At 67.5% G+C, this 21,500-nt stretch carries 18 protein-coding genes; 16 read left to right on the top strand and 2 right to left on the bottom strand.

All coding sequences use genetic code 11. The features are described from left to right. Positions 1-11: 11 nt before the first annotated feature. On the bottom strand, positions 12-821 hold the full coding sequence (gene truA / locus ACPXYO_RS00615) for a tRNA pseudouridine(38-40) synthase TruA (protein WP_423915838.1): 810 nt from the start codon (positions 819-821) through the stop codon (positions 12-14). Positions 822-895: 74 nt separating this feature from the next. Here truA and ACPXYO_RS00610 point away from each other — a divergent pair, with 74 nt between their 5' ends. From ACPXYO_RS00610 to ACPXYO_RS00595, 4 genes are read left to right on the top strand one after another with little or no spacing between them, the layout of a single operon-like run. Next, the gene (locus ACPXYO_RS00610) at positions 896-2,635 is read left to right on the top strand and encodes an N-acyl-D-amino-acid deacylase family protein (protein ID WP_423915836.1); all 1,740 of its coding nucleotides are present in this window, start codon (positions 896-898) and stop codon (positions 2,633-2,635) included. A 51-nt stretch (positions 2,636-2,686) separates the two neighbouring features. Continuing rightward, complete coding sequence (gene rplM, locus ACPXYO_RS00605) at positions 2,687-3,133, top strand: 50S ribosomal protein L13 (RefSeq protein ID WP_423915835.1); 447 nt, start codon at positions 2,687-2,689, stop codon at positions 3,131-3,133. A 26-nt stretch (positions 3,134-3,159) separates the two neighbouring features. Continuing rightward, positions 3,160-3,552, top strand: a complete 393-nt coding sequence (rpsI, locus tag ACPXYO_RS00600; RefSeq protein WP_423915833.1) for a 30S ribosomal protein S9 — start codon at positions 3,160-3,162, stop codon at positions 3,550-3,552. 22 nt (positions 3,553-3,574) lie between these two features. Next, positions 3,575-4,969: a phosphoglucosamine mutase gene (locus tag ACPXYO_RS00595; RefSeq protein ID WP_423915832.1), complete on the top strand. Its 1,395-nt coding sequence runs from the start codon at positions 3,575-3,577 to the stop codon at positions 4,967-4,969. A gap of 34 nt (positions 4,970-5,003) precedes the next feature. Here ACPXYO_RS00595 and ACPXYO_RS00590 read toward each other — a convergent pair whose 3' ends face one another. Further along, the gene (locus ACPXYO_RS00590) at positions 5,004-5,927 is read right to left on the bottom strand and encodes a catechol 2,3-dioxygenase (protein WP_423915830.1); all 924 of its coding nucleotides are present in this window, start codon (positions 5,925-5,927) and stop codon (positions 5,004-5,006) included. Between the two features lie 115 nt (positions 5,928-6,042). Here ACPXYO_RS00590 and ACPXYO_RS00585 point away from each other — a divergent pair, with 115 nt between their 5' ends. The 12 genes from ACPXYO_RS00585 (at position 6,043) to ACPXYO_RS00530 (ending at position 21,427) form a co-directional block, all read left to right on the top strand. After that, entirely contained in the window at positions 6,043-9,879 is a 3,837-nt protein-coding gene (locus tag ACPXYO_RS00585; protein WP_423915828.1) for an SIS domain-containing protein, read from the top strand. A 12-nt stretch (positions 9,880-9,891) separates the two neighbouring features. Next, the gene (locus tag ACPXYO_RS00580) at positions 9,892-10,260 is read left to right on the top strand and encodes a holo-ACP synthase (protein ID WP_423915826.1); all 369 of its coding nucleotides are present in this window, start codon (positions 9,892-9,894) and stop codon (positions 10,258-10,260) included. A 48-nt stretch (positions 10,261-10,308) separates the two neighbouring features. Next, complete coding sequence (locus tag ACPXYO_RS00575) at positions 10,309-11,766, top strand: NAD(P)H-hydrate dehydratase (protein WP_423915824.1); 1,458 nt, start codon at positions 10,309-10,311, stop codon at positions 11,764-11,766. Beyond that, entirely contained in the window at positions 11,763-12,989 is a 1,227-nt protein-coding gene (gene alr, locus ACPXYO_RS00570) for an alanine racemase (RefSeq protein WP_423915822.1), read from the top strand. The genes ACPXYO_RS00575 and alr overlap by 4 nt, the downstream gene beginning before the upstream one ends. 12 nt (positions 12,990-13,001) lie before the next feature. Then, complete coding sequence (gene tsaE / locus ACPXYO_RS00565; protein ID WP_423915821.1) at positions 13,002-13,505, top strand: tRNA (adenosine(37)-N6)-threonylcarbamoyltransferase complex ATPase subunit type 1 TsaE; 504 nt, start codon at positions 13,002-13,004, stop codon at positions 13,503-13,505. Next, complete coding sequence (gene tsaB / locus ACPXYO_RS00560) at positions 13,499-14,197, top strand: tRNA (adenosine(37)-N6)-threonylcarbamoyltransferase complex dimerization subunit type 1 TsaB (RefSeq protein ID WP_423915819.1); 699 nt, start codon at positions 13,499-13,501, stop codon at positions 14,195-14,197. Before tsaE ends, tsaB begins: the two co-directional genes overlap by 7 nt. After that, positions 14,194-14,904: a ribosomal protein S18-alanine N-acetyltransferase gene (gene rimI, locus ACPXYO_RS00555; RefSeq protein ID WP_423915817.1), complete on the top strand. Its 711-nt coding sequence runs from the start codon at positions 14,194-14,196 to the stop codon at positions 14,902-14,904. The genes tsaB and rimI overlap by 4 nt, the downstream gene beginning before the upstream one ends. After that, a complete protein-coding gene (tsaD, locus tag ACPXYO_RS00550) occupies positions 14,901-15,908 on the top strand; it encodes a tRNA (adenosine(37)-N6)-threonylcarbamoyltransferase complex transferase subunit TsaD (protein WP_423915815.1) in 1,008 nt (335 codons plus the stop codon). The genes rimI and tsaD overlap by 4 nt, the downstream gene beginning before the upstream one ends. Positions 15,909-16,065: 157 nt before the next feature. Next, positions 16,066-16,356 carry a co-chaperone GroES gene (gene groES / locus ACPXYO_RS00545; RefSeq protein ID WP_419554702.1) on the top strand — a complete coding sequence of 97 codons (291 nt, stop codon included), beginning with the start codon at positions 16,066-16,068 and terminating at the stop codon, positions 16,354-16,356. 34 nt (positions 16,357-16,390) lie between these two features. After that, positions 16,391-18,037 (top strand): chaperonin GroEL, encoded by a 1,647-nt coding sequence (groL, locus tag ACPXYO_RS00540; protein WP_423915813.1) that lies wholly within the window; start codon positions 16,391-16,393, stop codon positions 18,035-18,037. Positions 18,038-18,187: 150 nt separating this feature from the next. Continuing rightward, a complete protein-coding gene (gene guaA / locus ACPXYO_RS00535; RefSeq protein WP_423915811.1) occupies positions 18,188-19,765 on the top strand; it encodes a glutamine-hydrolyzing GMP synthase in 1,578 nt (525 codons plus the stop codon). A gap of 18 nt (positions 19,766-19,783) precedes the next feature. After that, on the top strand, positions 19,784-21,427 hold the full coding sequence (locus tag ACPXYO_RS00530; RefSeq protein ID WP_423915810.1) for a thiamine pyrophosphate-dependent enzyme: 1,644 nt from the start codon (positions 19,784-19,786) through the stop codon (positions 21,425-21,427). The last annotated feature ends 73 nt before the right edge of the window (positions 21,428-21,500 follow it).

Below are 21,500 nucleotides of genomic sequence, written 5' to 3'. Positions count from 1 at the left end.
ACCAGCCTCGCCTAGAATTCCTCGTCGCGGTAACGCACCGCCACGAGGGTCAGCCCGTGGGGCGGCGCGATCGGCGCGGCCGCGTCCCGGCGGCGCGCAGCCAGCACGGCGGGTACATCGTCGGCTGAGCGATCGCCGCGGCCAACCGCAACGCACTGCCCCACAATGGCTCGCACCATCTGGTGGCAGAAGGCATTCGCTTCAATCTCGAATAGCAACTGCGCGCCCTCAGCTGACCAGTGCGCCTGCGCCACGGTCCGCACCAGCGACGCGTCGGGACGATCCTTCGGCCGGCGGCAGAACGACGTGAAGTCGTGCTCGCCGACGAGGTGGCGGGCCGCAGCGTTCATGCGGTCGACGTCCAGGCGCTGGGGCACATGCCATTCGAGGTCGGCGGAGCGCGGGTCGAGATGCGCTGCGTTGCGAATGCGGTACTCGTAGGCCCGAGCGCTGGCCGAGTGACGCGCGTCAAAGCTGTCTGTGGCCAACGCAGCGCCCGTTACGGCAATCTCAGGATTCAGCAGGCGATTCAGCGAAGCCGCGAGGCGATCCAGACGATCACCAGGCTGGCCATCGCCGATTCGGCGCAGTCCCTCGCTCTCGATCTTGAACGACACCACCTGACCTGTCGCGTGAACTCCCGCGTCAGTGCGACCTGCCACGGTCACCGGGGGCGCCTCGCCGAGGACCCGCTCCAGCGCCGCGTTGAGACCGCCTGCAACCGTGCGCACGCCTTCATTGGCGGCGAAGCCACGAAAGCCGGTGCCGCGGTAGGAGAGATCCAGCCGCACTGTGCGGTGCTCGGACTCATGTTCGTTCACCGTTGGCACGGTAACTTCGCCTTCAGCTTCGCGGGACCGGCTCGCAGAGGCCATCTGTGAGGGGGACGGGGCAGATGCTCGATATCAGGATTGCGGGTGGCACGATCATCGACGGCACCGGGGCGCCACGAAGCCACGGCGACATCGGCATTCGAGATGGCCGCATCGTGGCCATCGGCGACGAGGCGGTGCGCGCGGCGGGCATTGCGGAGCGAACCATCGACGCCGACGGCATGGTCGTCGCACCCGGCTTCGTCGACATCCACACGCATTTCGACGCGCAGGTGTTCTGGGACACGACGCTGTCCCCGTCGCCACTGCACGGCGTCACCACGGTGATCGGCGGCAACTGCGGCTTCACGATCGCCCCGCTGGAGCCCGACCACGGCGACTACCTGATGCGGATGCTCGCCCGGGTGGAGGGCATGCCGCTTGCATCTCTGCAGGAAGGCGTCCCGTGGGATTGGCGCAGCTTCGGCGAGTACCTCGACTCCATCGACGGGACGCTCATGCCCAACGCCGGGTTCCTGGTGGGCCACTGCGCGCTGCGCAGAGTGGTGATGGGCGAGCGCTCTGTCGGGCACGAGGCCACGCCTGAAGAACTTGAGGCCATGAAGAAGATGCTGGCCGACAGCATCGCCGCTGGCGGGCTGGGTTTCAGCTCGTCGTGGGCCAAGACCCACAACGACGCGTCCGGCGAGGCAGTGCCGTCGCGTCACGCCTCGACCACCGAGCTCATCGAGTTGTGCTCGGTGCTGCGCTCGAGCCCTGCAGTCGCGCTTGAATTCATCCCGACCATCGAACGCTTCGACACCGACGTGTACCAGTTGCTCACCGACATGTCGGTGGCTGCGGACCGGCCGCTCAACTGGAACGTGATCTTCGCCAACGGCCGGCATCGAGACGCCATCGCGCAGAAGCTCGAGGCCAGCAACTTCGCGGCCCGCCAAGGGGGGCGCGTGCTGGCGCTCACGGCGCCGATGCCCGCCGTCAGCCGCCTGTGCTTCGAGAGCGGCTTCCTGCTCGACACGCTGCACGGCTGGGCCGAGCCGATGTCACTGCCGCCTGATGAGAAGATGCGGCTGCTGTCTGACCCGGTGCGCCGGGCCGAGCTGAACGATCTCGCCCAGCAGCCGAGCGCGTTCCGGGGCTTGGCTCGCTGGGAACGCCTGACGGTCGGCGAAGTCACCAAGCCCGAGCTGACGCACTTCGAGGGCCGCACGATCGGCGAGATTGCCGACGAGCAGGGCATCACGCCATGGGATGCGCTCTGCGATCTGGTCGTGGCCGACGATCTCAAGACCGGTCTCTACCCGCGAGCCGCAGGGGACGACGACGACAGCTGGGCGCTGCGCCAGGAGCTGTGGAACGACGACCGCTGCGTGATCGGGGCATCCGATGCGGGCGCCCACCTCGACTTCCTGGCGACGTTCAACTACTCGACGTACTTGCTGGCTGCTGCACGCGACCGCGAGATGCTGGAGCTCGAGGACGCCATCCACAAGCTGACCGACATCCCGGCTCGGCTGTACGGCCTTGCAGGTCGGGGACGGTTGGCCGAAGGCTGGCACGCCGATGTGGTGGTCTTCGATCCCGACGCGGTCGCGCCGCGCCCGATCGAGGTGCGCGAGGACCTGCCCGGTGGGGCATGGCGGCTCTACGGCGAGGCCGATGGCATCGACACCGTGCTGGTGAACGGCGAGGTTGCCGTCAGCGGCGGCGAGTTCACCGATGCCCGCCCCGGAACCCTGCTGCGGGCCGGCCGCGACACTGTGCCGGTGAGGGCATCTGGACCAGTGACGGCAACTGGCTGAGCGCCGGTAGCCTCGTGAGGTCTCATCGACGACCCCAAGCGGAGTTCCAGCGTGCGCACTTACGCCCCCAAAGCATCTGAGATCGAACGCGCTTGGTTCGTTGTCGATGCCGAAGGCATGGTGCTCGGCCGCATGGCCACCGAGGTGGCCAGAATCCTGCGCGGCAAGCACAAGCCGACCTTCGCCCCCTACATCGACTGCGGCGACCACGTCGTGGTGGTGAACGCCGAAAAGGTCGTGTTGACCGGCGACAAGGCGACGCAGAAGCTCGTGCACCGCCATTCGGGATACCCGGGCGGTCTGCGCAGCGAGAAATACGGCGACCTGCTGGCCCGCCGCCCCGCCGACGCTGTCCGGCGCTCCATCAGGGGCATGCTGCCCCACAACCGTCTCGGCCGGGCCCAGCTGCGCAAGCTGAAGGTGTACGCCGGACCAGACCATCCCCACGCCGCCCAGCAGCCCCAACCGCTGCAATTGCCTGGCGCCTCGGCGCGCTGAGGCTCCAAACCAAACACGGAGAGTTCGTGCCCGTACCGCTGACGCAGACCACAGGCCGTCGCAAGCGCGCCGTCGCGCGGGTGAGGTTTCAACCCGGCGGCGGCAACGTTCGCGTGAACGGCCGCCCGTTCGACGAGTACTTCACCTCGTCAGTGCACCGCATGAACATCACTGAGCCGCTGCGGCTCACCGAGACCACCGAGAGTTACGACGTCGACGCCACTGTCGACGGCGGCGGTGTAGCCGGCCAGGCGGGTGCGCTGCGGCTGGGTATTGCCCGCTCGTTGCTGGTGATGGATCCCGAGATGCGGCCGACGCTCAAGTCCGCCGGGATGCTCCACCGCGACGACCGCAAGAAGGAATCCAAGAAATACGGCCTCAAGAAGGCCCGCAAGGCGCCCCAATATTCCAAGCGATAGCACTCCAAGCGCTAAGCCTGGCGTGATACCCACCTTCGGAACTGACGGCGTTCGAGGGCTGGCGTTCGAAGAACTTGACGAGGTGGTCGCGCACGCCATCGGGCGTGCGGCCAACCAGGCGCTCGGAGCCGGTGCAGCGGACGCCCGCTGGGTCGTAGGCCGCGATACGCGCGCATCGGGTCCCGCACTGGCGGGTGCGCTCATAGCGGGCTTCCGTGCAACGGGTGCCGAGGTCGTCGATCTCGGCGTCGTGCCCACGCCGGTCGTGGCCTTTGGCGCCGGGTTCGAGAGCTCAGCGGGAGCAATGGTCTCCGCGTCGCACAATCCATGGACTGACAACGGCGTGAAGCTGTTCGCGCCGGGCGGCACAAAGCTCGACGATGACGCTCAGTCAGCCGTGACGCACCACCTCGACCGCGTGGGACTCACCCACGGCGACCGCCCATCAGCTTCCGATGTTGCCCGGCGGCGCAGTCTCGCCAGCGCAGCGGTCGGAGCTGCTCCGACCGGCGAGACGGCCCGAGTGCTTGCTGCGTACGAGATGTCGCTGCGCGAGGCCATCGATGGGCGCACGCTCGACGGCCTCCGCCTCGTCATGGACGGCGCCAACGGGGCCAGCGCCTCGCTCGCGCCTGCGGTCCTGCGACGGTTGGGGGCACAGGTCACGGCGCTGTTCTGTGAGCCCACCGGTCGCAACATTAACGACGGCTGCGGCTCGGTGAATCCGGCTGCGCTCCAGGCGTCGGTGGTCGAGCAGAGAGCGGACCTCGGGTTGGCATTCGATGGCGACGGTGACCGGCTGATCGCCGTGGGCAGCGATGGACACCTCATTGACGGCGATCGCCAGATGGTGCTGTTCGCGTTGGATATGGCCGAGCGCGGCCTGCTTGAGGGCAACACGCTCGTCGTCACCGTGATGTCCAACCTGGGGCTGCGCCGGGCCATGGCCTCCGCTGGCATCGAGGTGATCGAGACCGCAGTGGGGGACCGTGCTGTGCTTGAAGCGCTGGACACCGGCGGCTACAGCCTTGGGGGCGAGCAGTCAGGCCACGTGGTCTTTCGTCACGAGGCCACGACCGGTGACGGGCTGCGCAGCGCAGTCCATCTGGCCGACCTCGTCATACGCCGCGGTGTGGCCGGCTCACCGGTCCGCACGAGCAGTGATCTTGCAGGCGCGGCGATGCAGAGCGCTCCGCAGGTGCTGCGCAATGTGCTAGCCAGCGCAGGGTCATTGTCCGACGAGACCCGCCGCTCGGTCGATGAGATTGCTGCGCAGGCGGGACCCGATGTGCGGGTGCTAGTGCGCCCGAGCGGCACCGAGCCGGCTATTCGTGTCATGGTCGAAGCGCCGACCGAGAGCGAGGCAGCCGAGATTGCGGACCGCCTCGTCCAGCTCGTGCGAGCGACCAGCTTCTAAGAACGCCGTAGATGCGGCGTCCCACCGCGCTTGATCAGGTGTAAACGTTCAGGAACGCCTCGTTGAGCCGGCGGTCGACGTAGAACACGCCCTTGCCAAGCTGCTCGGCATCCCAGGTCCGCTGGGGGTTGTCCGGGAAGTAGATGTAACCGCCCGAGAACACCTCGTTGCGGTTGCCCGACGGATCCCAGAAGTAGATCGTCTGGCCGCGGGTGATGCCGTGGCGGGTCGGGCCGATGTCCACGGGAATGTCGTACCGGCTCATGACGTCGCCAGCGTGGGCGACGTCGTTCCAGCTCTCCAAATAGAACGAAACGTGGTGGAAGATCCCCGGGTCGTCGTGATGGACGAATGCCACGTCGTGGGCTTTGCTGGCGCACGTGAGGAACGGCGCGATGTAGGAGCCGTCCGGTGCGACCACCACCTCGGCGAGCTCGAAGCCCAGCACCTCGGTGAACAGTTCCACGGTCTCGGCGATGTTGGGCCCGTACAGCAGGCAGTGGTCCATGCGGGTGGCCCGCATGCCCCGGGGCTCGGAGTCCCACACGTCAGGGTTGTGCGTCGGCGGCGTCCGCTCGGCAATCGCCATCTCGGAATAGAGGTGGATGGTGTGCCCCGCCGGGATCGTGAAGCTGGCGACACGACCCAGTGCGGGTTGCGAACCCGGCTCGAGGTGGTCAACCGCCACGCCGTGGTTGTAGAGCTTGTCGGTGAGCTCGGTCAGGTCGTCGTCGTTGCGTACCTTGAAGCCCATGAAGTCCATGCCGGGCTTATCGGCGGGCCGCAGAATGACGCTGTGATGGTCGAACTCGTCGTATGCCTTGAGGTAGACGCGGCCGTCGTCACCGGTGCCGACGACGGACAAGCCGATCCGGTCTCGGTAGTGAACGATGCTGGCATCCATGTCAGTGACGCGAACCTGCACATACCCGGCTCGCATGACGCCCCTAATGGCCATGGCGAAACCCCCCTGTGAGTTGCTGCCACCTATCTAATCACGCAACCCAAACCCCCGCCGCCGGCCGAGAGACACCGGGCGGGGCGGTGTCCGGGTGCTCGGTACCCTCGCTGGTGTGTGCGGGATTGTGGCCGTCATCGGGCGCCGCGACGACCGGGATGCGCTGGAAGCGTCAGCTGTCGTACCGCTGCTGTATGACGCAGCGGCCCTGCTTGCTGCGGTAACAACTGGCGACGCCTCGGCCGCCGGTGCTGACGGCCGCGACCTCGCCGAACAACTTGAAGCTGGCGCTGTCTTGTTGCGAGAGGCCGACGAGGCACTTCGATCGCTTCCGGGAGTCCGCCTGCTGGTCGATGATGCCAAGTGTGTGCTCGACATCGAAGCCGCCCTGGCGACGGTGGATGCGCACATCACCGAAATCGACGGCGCCGTCGATGCGGGCGAAGTGTTGTCTGAGGCTCAGAACGAGCCAGACGGCGAGCTTGATCGCATTGAACGCATCAACGCCGCCTTGGGCGAACTGAAGGACCACGCCTTCGCGTTACGACGCGATCGCCTGCGGATGGCCCGGGAGCTTGTCGGGCTGTGGGGTGGCACGCCTCCGCCGACAGCCATCGGGGGACTCTGGTCGATCCAGGTCGCGCTTTCTGCGCTCGACCGGCTCGAGGTGCGAGGCCGGGACTCGGCCGGCTTGCAGGTGTTCGTGCGGGGTGCTCGCCTCGACGCGGATGCTGAAGGCGCCACTGCAAGCTCCCACAGCGTGCGACTGGCGGATCCGCTCTTCGGTACCGGCGCGGTGCGGAACACTCCCGATGGCCTCGCATTCGTCTACAAGACCGCCTCGGAAATCGGCGAACTGGGCGACAACACCTCGGCGTTGCGATCGCAGATCCGTCAGGACAGCCTGCTGCGCTGGACCCTGTGCGTCGACGGCGCCGAGGTGGTGGTGGTCAGCCACACCCGCTGGGCGAGCATCGGCATCGTCTCGGTCCCCAATACCCACCCGCTCGATGCCTGGACCGGATCGGGCGACCGCAGTCACGTGGCCGCTGTGCTCAACGGTGATGTCGACAACTACGCCGACCTGATCGCGCAGCGTCGCCTGTCGATTGCGCCCGAGATCACCACCGACGCCAAGGTCATTCCCACGATGTTGGGCCAAGCGCTTGCGGTCGGAAGTGACGTCGAATCGACTCCTGCTGGGTCAGAGCAGCTGCGGCAAGCCTTCGCTGATGCCGTCAGCAGCTTCGAGGGTTCGGTGGCGATTGCGGCGCACACCTCGCAGGTGCCCGATGTTGTGGCGCTGGCGTTGCGGGGAAGCGGGCAGGCGCTCTATGTCGGCACGGCGGGGCAGTCGTACGTGGTTGCCAGCGAGCCGTACGGCCTGGTGGAGGAATGCCGCCAGTACGTCCGCCTTGACGGCGAAACCCCGTCCGATCCGGCGAACCCTGTCGGCAGCCGGGGCCAGATCATGCTGGTCGGCACGCCGCCTCCTCCAGCGGCTGGCGAACCCGCGGCGGCTGAGTTCACTGCCCTACGACGTTTCTCCTACGACGGCACTGAGTTGCCTGTCGAACCCGGCGGCATCGTCACTGCCGAGGTGACCACCCGCGACATCAACCGGGGCGACAACCCGCACTTCCTGCTGAAGGAGATCCGCGAGGCGCCCAGGTCGCTCCGGGCCACATTGCGTGGCCGTATTGAGACAGCCGACGCGTTGCTGCACTCCCGTCTCGGTCCCGACGTGCTGCCGACTCACGTGCGAGACCGTCTGCGTGACGGCTCCATCCGCCGGGTCGTTGCCATCGGCCAAGGAACTGCGGCCGTGGCCGCGGCGTCGCTGCCGCACTTCTGCGAGACGTTGCTCGAACCGTCGCGCAGCCAACAAAACCTCGAAACCGTGGCATCGCTCGCCACCGAGCTCAGTGGTTTTGGCCTGCGCTCTGACCTGTCGGACACGCTCGTCGTGGCAGTCAGCCAATCGGGCACCACCACCGATACGAATCGCACCGTCGACTTGGCGCGTTCGCGGGGAGCAACGGTCATCGCCATCGTGAACCGGCGCGGCAGCGACCTGACCGATCGATCCGACGGCGTGCTCTACACGTCGGACGGGCGCGACGTCGAGATGTCGGTGGCGTCGACCAAGGCGTTCTACGCACAGGTTGCGGCCTGCGCGCTGCTCGCCGCCGCCATTGCCGCAGAGGTTCGCCCCGACGACGCCCAAACGGCGCGTGCTATCAGCGAACTGCTCGGTGCTCTGGGCGAGCTGCCGGCGGCGCTCGAGGTGGTGTTGGCGTCACACGACGAGATCGCCCGGATCGCCCGTCGACACGTGGGTACCCACCGCCACTGGGCAGTGGTGGGCAACGGCGCCAACCGGATCGCATCGCGTGAGATCCGCATCAAGCTCTCCGAGGTCTGCTACCACGCCGTTGCCGAGGACAGCACCGAGGACAAGAAACACATCGACCTCTCGTGTGAACCACTCATCTGGGTGTGCGCTACGGGGCTCAGCGGCTCGGTCGCCGCCGACGCCGCCAAGGAGGTGGCGATCTACCGGGCGCACCGGGCCACACCGATCGTCATCGCATCAGCTGGAACGGGCCGCTTCGATGCGGCGGCAGAACTGCTGGAAGTTCCCGCGGTGCACCCCGCAGTGGATTTCGTGCTCGCGACGGCTGCAGGCCACCTGTACGGCTACGAAGCGGCGCTGACCATCGACGCCCTCGCCGATCCGCTGCACGAGATGCGCGCAGCCACTGAATCACTGCTCGCGGCTGGGGGCCGCGACGAATCGCTGCTCGCGGCTGGGGGCCGCGACGAATCGCTGCTCGCGGCTGGGGGCCGCGACGAATCGCTGCTCGCGGCTGGGGGCCGCGACGAATCGCTGCTCGCGGCCGGGGACGGCGACTCGACATTGCTCGCGGCCCCACGTACCGACGGGACTCTGCTGGGGCCACGAGGCCCCGACGACGATCTGCTCGGCGTGCTGGCGGAGCGACTGCGTCTGGCGGCCAACCGCTTCCGCGACGGTGTGCGCGCCGGAAACTACGACGGCCACTTGCGGGCGGGCACTGCCGCTCGCCTCGGTGCGGTGCTGCGCTACGCAGCAGGGGTGGCGCCGCTCGAGATGTACCAACTTGACCTGGGCAAGGTAGGCAGACCCTCGGTTGTCATCGACGACCTCACCGATGCCCTGAACATCGCCATCGACGAGCTCACCCGGCCGATCGACACCATCAAGCACCAGGCCAAGACCGTCACGGTGGGCATCTCGCGAGCCGACGAGACACTGCTCGACTCGATGCTGGTGTCGGCGGCGCTTGAGGCTGGGGCCCCGCGGGATCGGCTGTCGTACGCGACCCTGCGCACCCTGGCTGCCCTGGACCTCGCCGTGGCGCAGGTCACCGGTTGGTCGCGCTACCGCATCGAAGGCGACGTGGCTTCGGCCAGCAGTCCCGAGGTCACGATCTGGCTGACCGACCGGGGCGGCACCGCGCTGGGCATCGAGTCGCGCACGGTGGCCAATCCGCAGCTGCGCGGCAGCAAGCACCGTGCCGCCTACGAGCGGGAAGTCACCGTGGCCCGCGGCAGCGATGGCCGCACGGTGTTCCACATTCCTGAGACCAAGGACGGCACAGCAACCGGGTTGACGCTGTTGCACTGCCGCTTCGTTCAGCGGCTACGGGCACCAGCGATGCGGGCAGTGCTGATGAGCTACCGGGGCCGTTACGGCGCGCTGGCCGACGCGGTCACCGAAACGCTGCCGTGGTTCCGTGACGACCTGCTCGGAACGCTCGACGTCTTCGATCTGCTGACCCGCCCGGTGTATGTGCTCGCGGAGCACTGGCTGGGCCAATCAGCTCCGTCCGCCGGAGGCGGAGCATCAGACCCGTCCGCCGGAGGCGGAGCATCCGGCCCGTCCGCCGACGGCGAACCGGATGACTAGGACCGTGATCGGGTGAGCACCGCAATCGGGCTCGACATGGTGGACGTACAGCGCTTCGCCGCTGTGCTCGAGCGGCGCAGCGGCATGCGCACCCGTCTGTTCACCGAAGCGGAGCTCTCCTACGCCATGGGAACGGTGGATCCCGACACCCGACTCGCCGCTCGGTTTGCTGCGAAGGAAGCAGTGATGAAAGTGCTGGGCATCGGCTTGGGCGCCTGCCGCTTCCGGGACATTGAAGTGGCACGCCACCCCGACGGCCGCCCCGAACTGGTGCTGCGGGGACTTGCGGCCGAGCGGGCAGCAGCTGCAGGACTGTCTGACTGGCAGGTCACGCTCACCCACACCGACTCGGTGGCAGCGGCCATGGTGCTGGCGCAATGAGCGAGCGCTGGTGTGCGGGCGGCTGCGCGCCGGCGGGGAGCTGACGCCGTGATCCCGATCGTGACACCGGCCGAGATGGCCGAGATCGACGCGGCCGCGCCCGAGGGCACCGACGTGCTCGTTTCCCGTGCCGGCGCGGCTGTTGCCATCGAGGCCCGCCGGATGATGGGTGGCACGTACGGGCGCCGGGTCCTTGTGGCCGCCGGCAAGGGCAACAACGGGGCAGACGGTCGGGTGGCGGCAACGGCGCTGGAGCGATGGGGTGTTCGCTGTCGCACCGTAATGCCGACCGAGGCACTCGAACTTGTCGCAGCGGCCAATGCTGCCCCAGGAGCCTCGGCGCCGTGGGACCTCGTGATCGATGCGGCGTACGGAACGGGCTTGCGCGGATCGTGGGGCGCGGATCGTCCGCCGCCTGTGCCCGTGCTGGCAGTCGACATCCCGTCGGGCATCGACGCGCTGACCGGCGAGGACTATGGCTGCTGGCCGGCGACGTCGACCATCACGTTCGGGGCGTTCAAGCCAGGCTTGCTGCTGCATCCCGGCGCTGCAGCCGCCGGCGAGGTGCAGCTGGCACCCATCGGCCTCGACACCAGCGGGGCAACGTCGTGGCTCGTCACTGACGCCGATGCCGACATGGCGCTGCGGGGCCCGGAGCCGACAGCGCACAAGTGGCGCCGAGCCGTGCGGGTCATCGCGGGTTCGCCGCAGATGCGCGGCGCCGGCCATCTCGTGTGCGCAGCCGCCCAGCAGACGGGAGCGGGCATGGTCGTCATCAGCTCGCCGGGCCTGCGCGCGGCCGACGTGGCTCGGCCTGCCGAGGCGGTCGCTGGCGACCTTCGACCTGGCAACTGGGCAGAAGCCTCACTTGAGGGCATCGAACGCTTCGACGCAGCTGTCATCGGTCCTGGCATCGGCACCGACCCCACGGCGTTGGCTCAGATGGCTCGCTTCATCTCCGAGTGCCCGGTGCCGTTGGTTGTCGATGCCGACGCCCTTTCGGCTGTTGGGGACCATCCCGAGTGCCTGTGTGCGCGAACTGCGCCCACCGTCCTCACGCCGCACGAGGGGGAATTCGCCCGGCTCGCTGGCGGCCCACCCGCGGCTGACCGATTCGATGCGGTGCGTCAAGCTGCTGCCGCGCTTGGCGTCATCGTGCTGCTGAAGGGGCCGACAACACTCGTGTCTGTGCCCCCGAGCGAATCCGGATCGTCGACTGTGCTGGCTGTCACGTCGGGCACCGAGCGTCTGGCGACCGCTGGCTCGGGCGACGTGCTCTCCGGCGTGATCGCCGCAGTGCTGGCGGGCGAGGCTCCGGGCCGCGATCTCGACGACATTGCAGTAAGCGTTGCCGCAGCGGCGCACTGGCACGGCCGAACAGCCAGCATCGCGACCGCGGGGGGAGTCACTGGCTCGACGCCGCTGCTTGCGAGCGCGCAGGCTGACCTGCTTGAAGCCGCCAGAGCCGAACTGGCCGACGCGCCGGCGGATCGCAGGCGCCCATGACCTTTGACGCGATGGCCGACGCCGCCGACTTGCGCCTGCCTCCAACGGACGCATCACAGATGCGTCCCACCTGGTGTGACATCGACCTCGGCGCGCTCGACCGCAACCTGGCCACGATCCGTCGACATGTCGGCAGCTCGGAGGTGGTGCCCGTCGTCAAGGCCAACGCCTATGGCCACGGCATCGCGCCAATCGGGCTCGCGTTGCAGGCGGCCGGCGTGTCCTGCGTGGCCGTCGCGTACGTCGAGGAAGCGCTGGCGCTGCGCGCCGCAGGCGTCACTATCGACATTCATGTCCTCGGCGGCGCCGTCAAGCGGCAGATCCCGCTGTTCGTTACCCATGACCTGATCCTCACGGCGCCGTCGGTGGAGAAGCTGCGCCAGATCGACGAAGCAGCAGCTGCTTCGGGCGGCACCGCTCGGGCGCATCTCAAGATCGACACCGGCATGGAGCGCATCGGCATCCACCACTACAACGCCGACCGTCTGATCGAGGCCTCACTGCGCTGTGACTCGGTGCGCATCGAAGGCGTGTTCAGCCACTTCGCCAACGCCGATGCCGCCGAGCTCTCGGACGCCCGCACACAGCTGGATCGCTTCAGCGAAGCGGTGAGCTTCTACGAGCGGCGCTCGCTGCCGACCCCGGTGCGCCACATGGCCGCCTCCGCAGCGATAGCTCGCCTGCCCGAAGCACATCTCGACCGCGTGCGCCCCGGCATCGCGCTGTACGGGGTCTCCCCGAAGCCCGAGATTGCGGCCGCCTTGCCGACCGAACCCGTGATGACATGGCACAGCGAGGTCGTCTACTTCAAGGTCGTGCCAGCCGGAGCGTCTGTCGGCTACGGCAGCACCTGGACTGCGCCCCAACAGACCCGGGTGATCACCCTGCCGGTGGGATATGCCGACGGCTATGCCCGCTCGCTCGGATCTGGATCGACGGGAGAGGGGGCAAGCGTGCTCATCGACGGCGTCCCGCACCCCGTCGTCGGCCATGTCTGCATGGACCAGACGATGGTGAACATCGGCGATTCCAGCGCCTACAACGGCGACCGCGTCACCCTCGTGGGCACCCACGGCGACGAGCGCATCACCATCGCCGATCTTGCTCGATGGTCTGAACGCAGCCCCTATGAAGTGCTCACGGGGATCTCATTGCGCGTCCCCCGCGTTTACCGCCGCACAGATGCCCCCCAATGCGGTCCCGTCACCGGCGAGGCGCGCTAGACAAGCTCCGTTATGCAGTTCCGGACGACGAGTGCCGAAGCGACACGGGAGATCGCCGCAGCGCTTGAGCCGCTGCTGCGCCCCGGCGACGTGGTGCTGCTCTCAGGCGACCTCGGGGCCGGCAAGACCGTCTTCACTCAGGGGCTGGCGACAGCCCTGGGAGTCACCGAGCAGGTCACCAGCCCCACCTTCACCTTGGCGCAGAGCTTCCAGGGACGGATGCGGCTGCATCACCTCGACGTCTACCGGCTTGACAATCTCGGCGAGGTGCTCGACCTGGACCTGCCCGAGCTGCTCGACGACGACGCTGTGGTGTGCGTGGAATGGGGCGAGGTCGTCATTCCTGAGCTGCCGCGAGATTTCCTGCGGGTACGGATCAGTCTCGCGAGTCCTAGAGAGCACCCGGACATTCGCATGTTCGACGTCGATACCGTCGGTCCTAGTTGGCAGGCACGCGCCAGCGCGCTCGCCGAGGCGTGGCACGTGCACAGCCCCTCGGGAGTCGAGAGGTGTTAGTGCTCGGCATCGAGACTGCGACGCCCCAGGTCGGCGTGGCCATCGGCGGGCACGAGGGCATCATCGCCTCGTTCCACACCACCCGCGACCGGCGTCACGCAGAGACGCTCGTCCCGGCGATCCAGTTCCTGTGCGAACAGGCACAGATGAAGCTGTCCCAGCTGGGCCTCGTGGCGGTGGACATCGGCCCGGGCCTGTTCACCGGCCTGCGGGTGGGGCTGGCCACGGCGAAGGCCATAGCGCACGCCTGCCGAATCCCGATGATCGGCGTTTCCAGTCTCGACCTCACCGCGTTCCCGGCGCGGTTCAGCGATCGGCTGATCGTCTCGACGGTGGACGCCCGCCGGGGTGAGATCTTCTACGCCACCTACCGGCGCGCACCCGGCGGCATCCAGCTCCTGAGTCCTCCGGCAGTCGACCAGCCCGCCGATGTTGCAGGACAACTGATGGCACTCGGCCAGGAGACCCTGATCGTCGGCGATGGGGCCGAGCGCTACGCGGACGAGCTCGGTGCGGTGAGAGGCGCCGAGATCGGCCGGGAAGGCCTGCGCCATCCGAATGCCGGCGCGCTGGTGGAACTGGCGCACGCCCGGGCGCTGCGCGAGGAGTTCGTCAGCCCGTCGGAGATCGTGCCGCTGTACCTGCGTGCCCCTGACGCCCGTATCAACTGGCAGCAGCGGGAGCGGTCGTGAGCATCCGTTCCGCGCCGAACGCTCCGGCGCCGGCCGCTGCGGGACCGGCCGCCGCCCGACGAGTACTCATCTGCCCGATGAGCCGCAAGCACCTGCGTGACATCAGGCGCATCGACCAGTTGGTGTACCCGCGACCCTGGTCGATGTCGCTCTATCTAGATGAGCTGCGCCACGAGGGTGACCGGGTGTACCGCGTGGCCGCCACGGTCGGACCGGGTGGTCGCTCTACCGGAGTCGTCGGCTACGGCGGCTTCATGATCGTCGCCGGCGAGGGTCACATCACCTCGGTGGCCGTCCATCCCGAGTGCCAGGGCAGCGGCGTGGGTGCGCGGCTGCTGCTGGAACTGCATCAACAAGCCCGCCGCATCAACGGGCTGGAAGCGTTGACGCTGGAGGTGCGGGCGTCGAACGCTGCGGCGCAACGGCTGTACCGCTGGTTCGGCTATGCGCCCGTCGGAACGCGCTCGGACTACTACCGGGACGGACCCGAAGGCAGGCGTGAGGATGCCTTGGTGATGTGGTGCCACGACATCGACAGCGCAGAGCACGGCGACCGCCTCGATGACATCGGTACGGCTCTCGGCCTTACCGAGGGCGCATCGAGTACGGCCCTCGGCCTTACCGAGGGCGCATCAAGTACGGCCCTCGGCCTTACCGAGGGCGCATCAGGCACAGGTTTGGGTGTAGCCGAGAGGGGGCCGCAATGACGACCATCTTGGGCATCGAGACGTCCTGCGACGAGACGGCTGCAGCAGTCGTCGACGATGGCCGCGAAGTGCGTTCGAGCATCGTCAGCAGCCAGGTGGACCTGCACGCCCGCTACGGCGGCGTCGTGCCCGAGATCGCCGGGCGCGCCCACGAAGCGCTCATCACCCCGGTGGTGGCCGAAGCGCTGGTGGAAGCCGGCGCGGCCGACAGCGACATCGACGCAGTGGCGGCCACCTGCGGCCCCGGCCTCATCGGCAGCCTGCTCGTGGGCGTAGCCGCCGCCAAGGCGCTGGCGCTCGTGTGGGATGTCCCCTACATCGGCATCAATCACCACGAGGCGCACCTGTACGCAGCATTGCTCGACGAACACGACGCCGAGGTCCAGTTCCCGCTCGTCACCCTGCTCGTCTCGGGCGGGCACACGATGCTGGTCACGTTCGAAGGCCACGGGCGCTACCGCCTGCTGGGCGCAACCCGCGACGACGCAGCCGGAGAAGCCTTCGACAAAGTCGCCCGCTACCTCGGGCTGGGCTATCCGGGCGGTCCTGCCATCGACCGTTTGGCAACCGAGGGAGACCCCACTGCGGTTCCGCTGACGAGAGCCATGCTGGACGACGGCTACGAGTTCTCGTTCTCGGGTATCAAGACGGCGGTCATCAACTGGGTGCGAGCGCACCCGGAGGTCGACACCGCCGACGTTGCGGCATCGTTCCAGGCCTGCGTGGTCGACGTTCTGACTCACAAGGCTCGGCGGGCAGCTCGCGATGTGGGTGCCGCGGGCATCTGCCTGGCCGGAGGCGTGGCGGCCAACAGCGCTCTGCGCGAACGCACGCTCGACATCTGCATGGAAGACGGCCTCAACGCTTACCTGCCCAGCCGTGCGATGTGCACTGACAACGCAGCGATGATCGCCGCGACCGCCTGGTATCGACTGGCCAGCGACGGCCCGTCAGCCCTCGACAGCGGCGCCGATCCAAACCTGCGGATCGACTTCGGGGACTGAGCAGCGACACCGCCTTCAGACCCATTGAAATCGGGTGTCTGGGAGGTTGTGGCCCGTTCCTTGGGCTCGTATCGTTAGCACTCGCCCGGTGAGAGTGCTAAGTGCTGCCGGGCAGTCCAATTGGACCCGTCATGAGCCACAGGAGGCACATCCGACCATGAACCTGAAGCCACTTGAGGACCGAATCGTCGTGCGTCCCAGCGACGCTGAAGAGACCACCGCCAGCGGGCTCGTCATCCCCGACACCGCCAAGGAAAAGCCGCAGCAGGGCGAGGTACTTGCGGTCGGCCCCGGCAAGCGTTCCGACCATTCGGGCGAGATCATCCAGATGGACGTCGGCGTCGGCGACACCGTCGTCTACAGCAAGTACGGCGGCACCGAGATCACCGTGGCCGGCGAGGACCTGCTCATCCTGAGCGCTCGCGACGTCCTGGCCGTCGTCGCCTAACTCATTACGCGACGACAAGAAAGAGAACCGACACATGCCGAAGATTCTGAAGTTCAGCGAGGAGGCCCGCCGCGGCCTCGAAGCTGGTGTCAACAAGCTGGCTGACGCTGTCAGGGTGACGCTGGGCCCCAAGGGCCGCAACGTCGTGCTCGAGAAGTCATTCGGGGCGCCGACGATCACCAATGACGGCGTGAGCATCGCCCGTGAGATCGAGCTCAGCGACCCGTTCGAGAACATGGGTGCTCAGCTGGTGAAGGAGGTCGCCACCAAGACCAACGACGTCGCTGGCGACGGCACGACCACCGCGACGGTGCTGGCCCATGCAATGGTGCGCGAGGGCTTGCGCAACGTGGCAGCCGGCGCCAACCCGATGGAGCTCAAGCGGGGCATCGAGGCCGCTGTTGCTGCAGCCGTCGACTCCATGGGCGCCATGGCCATCGACGTGTCCGATGACAAGGACAAGATCGCCAGCGTGGCTGGCATCTCGTCTGCGGACAGCACGATTGGCGAGACGCTCGCCGAGGCGTTCGACAGGGTCGGCAAGGACGGCGTCATCTCGGTCGAGGAATCCAACACGTTCGGCGTAGACCTCGAATTCACCGAGGGCATGCAGTTCGACAAGGGCTTCCTGTCGCCCTACTTCGTGACCGATCCCGACCGTCAGGAGGCCGTCTTCGACGATCCCTACCTGCTGTTCGTGAACGGCAAGATCGGCTCGGTGACCGAGCTGGTCCCCGTGCTCGAGAAGGTGATGCAGGCAGGAAAGGCCCTTGTGATCATCGCCGAGGATGTCGAGGGCGAAGCGCTGGCAACGCTGGTGGTCAACAAGATCCGCGGCACGTTCTCATCGGCGGCGATAAAGGCCCCTGGCTTCGGCGAGCGCCGTAAGGCGATGCTGGCCGACATGGCCATCCTCACCGGCGGTGAGGTCATCTCTGAGGAGGTGGGCCTGAAGCTGGAGAACACCACGGTTGACCTGCTCGGCACCGCCCGCAAGGTGATCATCACCAAGGACGAAACCACCATCGTGGACGGCGGCGGCGAGTCCGGCGACATCGAGGGTCGTGTGGTGCAGATCAAGCGCGAGATCGACGACACCGACTCCGATTGGGATCGCGAGAAGCTGCAGGAACGGCTGGCGAAGCTGGCTGGCGGCGTGGCGGTGATCCAGGTCGGCGCGGCCACCGAGGTCGAACTCAAGGAAAAGAAGCACCGCATCGAGGACGCCGTGTCGGCGACCCGTGCCGCCATCGAAGAAGGCATCGTGCCTGGTGGCGGCACCGTGCTGCTGCGGGCTCGTGCCGCTGTCGCAGCGCTGGACCTCGATGGCGATGAAGCCACCGGGGCCCGCATGGTGCACCGGGCGCTCGAAAGCCCCAGCCGTCAGATTGCACACAATGCCGGCTATGAGGGCGCCGTGATCGTCCAGCAGATCGAGCAGGCCGATGGCAACACGGGCTTCAATGCCGAAACCGGCAAGTTCGAAGACCTGGTTGCCGCCGGTGTGATCGACCCGGCGAAGGTGGTCCGTGCGGCGCTGCAGAACGCGGCGTCGATCGCGGCCCTGCTGCTCACGACCGAGACGCTGGTGACCGACAAGCCCGAGGAGGCTGACCCCGCAGCCGCTGCTGCCGCTGCTGCTGCCATGGGTGGCATGGGTGGCATGGGCGGGATGATGTAGCTCCCGCTGCAGCTCCTTACAACTCACGCACAGGGCCGGCGAACTCGTCGGCCCTGCGTCATTTCTGGATGCCGAATCCCGCAGGGCACCCTGGGCCCAGCGCTACCCTCGTTGTTTTCCCGAACGTGGCGCAGCTGCGGCGCCGGTCTTATGCCCCCACACTCGCCGGCGGCCAGCTCGGTCGCCCACCCAACGGTCCTCGTGGTGGATTTCGGCGCGCAGTACGCGCAGCTGATTGCGCGGCGGGTGCGCGAGGCGCAGGTCTATTCCGAGATCGTTCCTCACACGTCAACCGCTGCCGAGCTGGCTGAACGCTCGCCAGCGGCGATCATCTTCAGCGGCGGACCGGCTTCGGTGCACGTCGAAGGGGCACCTGGCATCGACCCAGACGTCTACGAGCTGGGCGTGCCGATCCTGGGCATCTGCTACGGATCGCAGCTGCTGGCTAGCGACCTCGGCGGGCGGGTGGACCGCAGTGGTCGGGGCGAGTACGGGCGCACGATGCTCGGCCGAACCGACGCGGCGTCGGAGCTGCTGGGTGGCTCGTCCCCTGGAGCACTTTCGTCGGAATCAGTGTGGATGTCGCACTTTGATGCGGTGACGGAGCCGCCTGCGGGATTCGTGGTCACGGCATCGACGCCGGACAGTCCCGCCGCCGTGATCGAGGACTTCGAGCGTCGCTTCTACGGAGTGCAGTACCACCCGGAGGTTCATCACACACCTGGTGGGCAGGCTCAGCTCGAGCGGTTCTTGCACGAGGTGTGCCAGGTCAACTCCGAATGGACGATGACGAATGTCATCGCCGAGAGCGTCGAAGCCATCCGTGCCCAAGTCGGCAGTGCCCGTGCCATCTGCGGATTGTCGGGTGGCGTGGACAGTGCCGTGGCGGCGGCGCTGACGCAGCGGGCCATCGGCAGCCAGCTCACCTGCGTTTTCGTGGACACGGGACTCATGCGAGCAGGCGAAGGCGAGCAGGTCACCGAGACGTTCCGGCGCACGCAGGGCATCGAGCTGATCCACGAACGCGCCGCAGACGAGTTCTTCGAAGCGCTTGCCGGGGTGACCGATCCCGAGGACAAGCGCAAGATCATCGGCGAGAAGTTCGTGCGCATCTTCGAACGGGCCGCAGGCGGCATCAGCGACGCCGGGTTTCTGGTGCAGGGAACCCTGTATCCCGACGTGATCGAGTCTGGCTCGCCCACCGCCGCGAAGATCAAGAGCCATCACAACGTCGGCGGGCTGCCCGAAGACATGACCTTCGAGCTGGTCGAGCCGCTGCGCAACCTCTTCAAGGACGAGGTGCGTGCCGTAGGCGCCGAGCTGGGCCTGCCGCCCGAGATCGTCCAGCGCCAGCCGTTCCCAGGGCCGGGCCTCGGCGTGCGGATCGTGGGCGAAGTCACGCCCGAGGCTGTCGAAACCGTGCGAGCCGCTGACGTCATCGTGCGCGAGGAGATTGCGACAGCAGGTCTGGACGGTGAGGTGTGGCAGGCGTTCGCCGTGCTGGCAGACATCCGCAGCGTCGGCGTGATGGGCGACGAGCGCACGTATGCCAAGCCCATCATCGTGCGGGCGGTCACGAGCGAGGATGCGATGACCGCCGACTGGGCCCGCTTGCCTCACGATCTGCTCGAGACGATTTCATCGAGGATTGTCAACGAGGTGTCTGGCGTGAACCGGGTGGTCTACGACATCACCTCCAAGCCGCCCGGCACGATTGAGTGGGAATAGGCGAATGGGACTAGGCGAGTGACGCAGTCAGTTGCGAGCTTGGCGGTCGAGACGCTCATCGCGAACGGCATCACCGACCTGTACTGCCTGCCCGGAGTGCAAAACGACCCGTTCTTCGACGTGCTCTACGACCGTCGCGACGCCTTGGCCCCGATCCACACCCGCCATGAGCAGGGCGCTGCTTACATGGCGCTGGGCGCTGCCATGGCAACCGGCGAGCCGCAGGCGTTCTGCGTCGTGCCAGGGCCCGGCCTGCTCAACACGACCGCCGCGCTGAGCACTGCGTACGCCACCAACGCCCCGGTATTAGCGCTGGTCAGCGAAATCCCTTCGGCCGCAATCGGCAAAGGGCTTGGCGCTCTGCACGAGATCCCAGATCAGCTCGGCGTGCTGCAGCGGCTCACCAAACAGTCTGAGCGCATCGCTGACGGCGCGACAGCTCACGCGGTGCTGCAGAACGCGTTCGCGGCACTTCGCTCGGGACGTCGAGGACCGGTCGGCGTGGAAGTCCCGACCGACGTGTGGAGCGCCGCTGCCCCAACACCTGCCGGCAGCCTCGCCACCCCCGCAGTCGCGGGTCCAGCGCCCGATCCGGCGGCCATCTCCGAGGCAGCTCAGCTCGTTGCCGCGGCCGAGCGACCGATGATCGTCGTCGGGGGCGGCGCCCAGTCGTTCTCAACCGAGATCTGCCGGCTGTCCGAGCGGCTGTCGGCCCCTGTTGTGACGTTTCGAAGTGGGCGCGGCGTGGTGTCGTCGCACCACCCCTTGAGCATCACCATGCCGACCGGTCACCGGCTCTGGCCGCAGATCGACGTGGTGATCGGGCTGGGCACTCGGCTCGCCATGCACCAGTCCACCTGGGGTGTCGACGACGACCTCAAGATCGTCCACATCGACATCGATGCCGAAGAGATCGGCCGCGTTGGGCCGCCCACGGTGGGCATCCATGCCGATCTCGCCGACGCGTTGCCGCTGCTCGCCGACGCACTGGGGGACGCACCGGCCGATCGCTTTGCGTGGCGCGCCATGATCGCTGACACCAAAGCCGAAGTCGAAGCCGTCTGCGCTGAGGCACTTGCGCCCCAGTACGGCTGGCTCGGTGCAATCCGGGCGGAACTGCCACCCGAGGGCATCTTCGTCGACGAGATGACTCAGTGCGGTTATGTGGCTTGGTTCGGGTTCGAGGTGTACCGCCCGAGGACCTACATCAGCGCCGGTTACCAAGGCACGCTGGGATACGGGTTCGCAACAGCGCTCGGTGCGGCACATGCGCGGCCCGACATTCCGGTGGTGTCGATCGTCGGCGACGGGGGAGCGCTGTTCACCATCAGCGAGTTGGCGACCGCCGTACACCACCAGATTCCGCTCACGACGATCGTGTTCAACGATCACGCCTACGGCAACGTTCGTCGCATACAGCACGAGCGCTACGACGGCCGCGTCATCGCCAGCGACCTCACGAGTCCGGATTTTGTGAAGCTGGCCGATTCCTTCGGTGTCCGAGGGCTGTCCGCCAGCACGCCCGACGAGCTGCGCACCCGCCTGCGTGAAGCTCTTGGCTCGGACGGGCCGACAGTGATCGAGGTGCCGTTCGGCGAGGTGCCATTCCCCTGGCCGTACATCGTCTTGCCCCGCGTCCGGGGCCAGCAACCCAGTCAATAGCACCTATCCCGTGTCCGCCGGGTGAATTGCCTGAGGCTCTCGGCGCAACCGCAACTACCTTGGCCCCACAGCC

The sequence above is a fragment of the Candidatus Poriferisodalis sp. genome (genome assembly GCF_965237655.1).
Taxonomy (GTDB): domain Bacteria; phylum Actinomycetota; class Acidimicrobiia; order Acidimicrobiales; family Poriferisodalaceae; genus Poriferisodalis.
Note: the sequence above shows the minus strand (reverse complement) of the source record. Positions and strands in the feature narration are given on the sequence as shown.

Bases quoted from the DNA above. Each gene is read 5' to 3' on its own strand.
- alr (WP_423915822.1), top strand. From the start codon at position 11,763: ATGACCTTTGACGCGATGGCCGACGCCGCCGACTTGCGCCTGCCTCCA.
- ACPXYO_RS00590 (WP_423915830.1), bottom strand. From the start codon at position 5,927: ATGGCCATTAGGGGCGTCATGCGAGCCGGGTATGTGCAGGTTCGCGTC.
- groES (WP_419554702.1), top strand. From the start codon at position 16,066: ATGAACCTGAAGCCACTTGAGGACCGAATCGTCGTGCGTCCCAGCGAC.
- ACPXYO_RS00610 (WP_423915836.1), top strand. From the start codon at position 896: ATGCTCGATATCAGGATTGCGGGTGGCACGATCATCGACGGCACCGGG.
- tsaD (WP_423915815.1), top strand. From the start codon at position 14,901: ATGACGACCATCTTGGGCATCGAGACGTCCTGCGACGAGACGGCTGCA.
- tsaE (WP_423915821.1), top strand. From the start codon at position 13,002: ATGCAGTTCCGGACGACGAGTGCCGAAGCGACACGGGAGATCGCCGCA.
- guaA (WP_423915811.1), top strand. From the start codon at position 18,188: ATGCCCCCACACTCGCCGGCGGCCAGCTCGGTCGCCCACCCAACGGTC.
- groL (WP_423915813.1), top strand. From the start codon at position 16,391: ATGCCGAAGATTCTGAAGTTCAGCGAGGAGGCCCGCCGCGGCCTCGAA.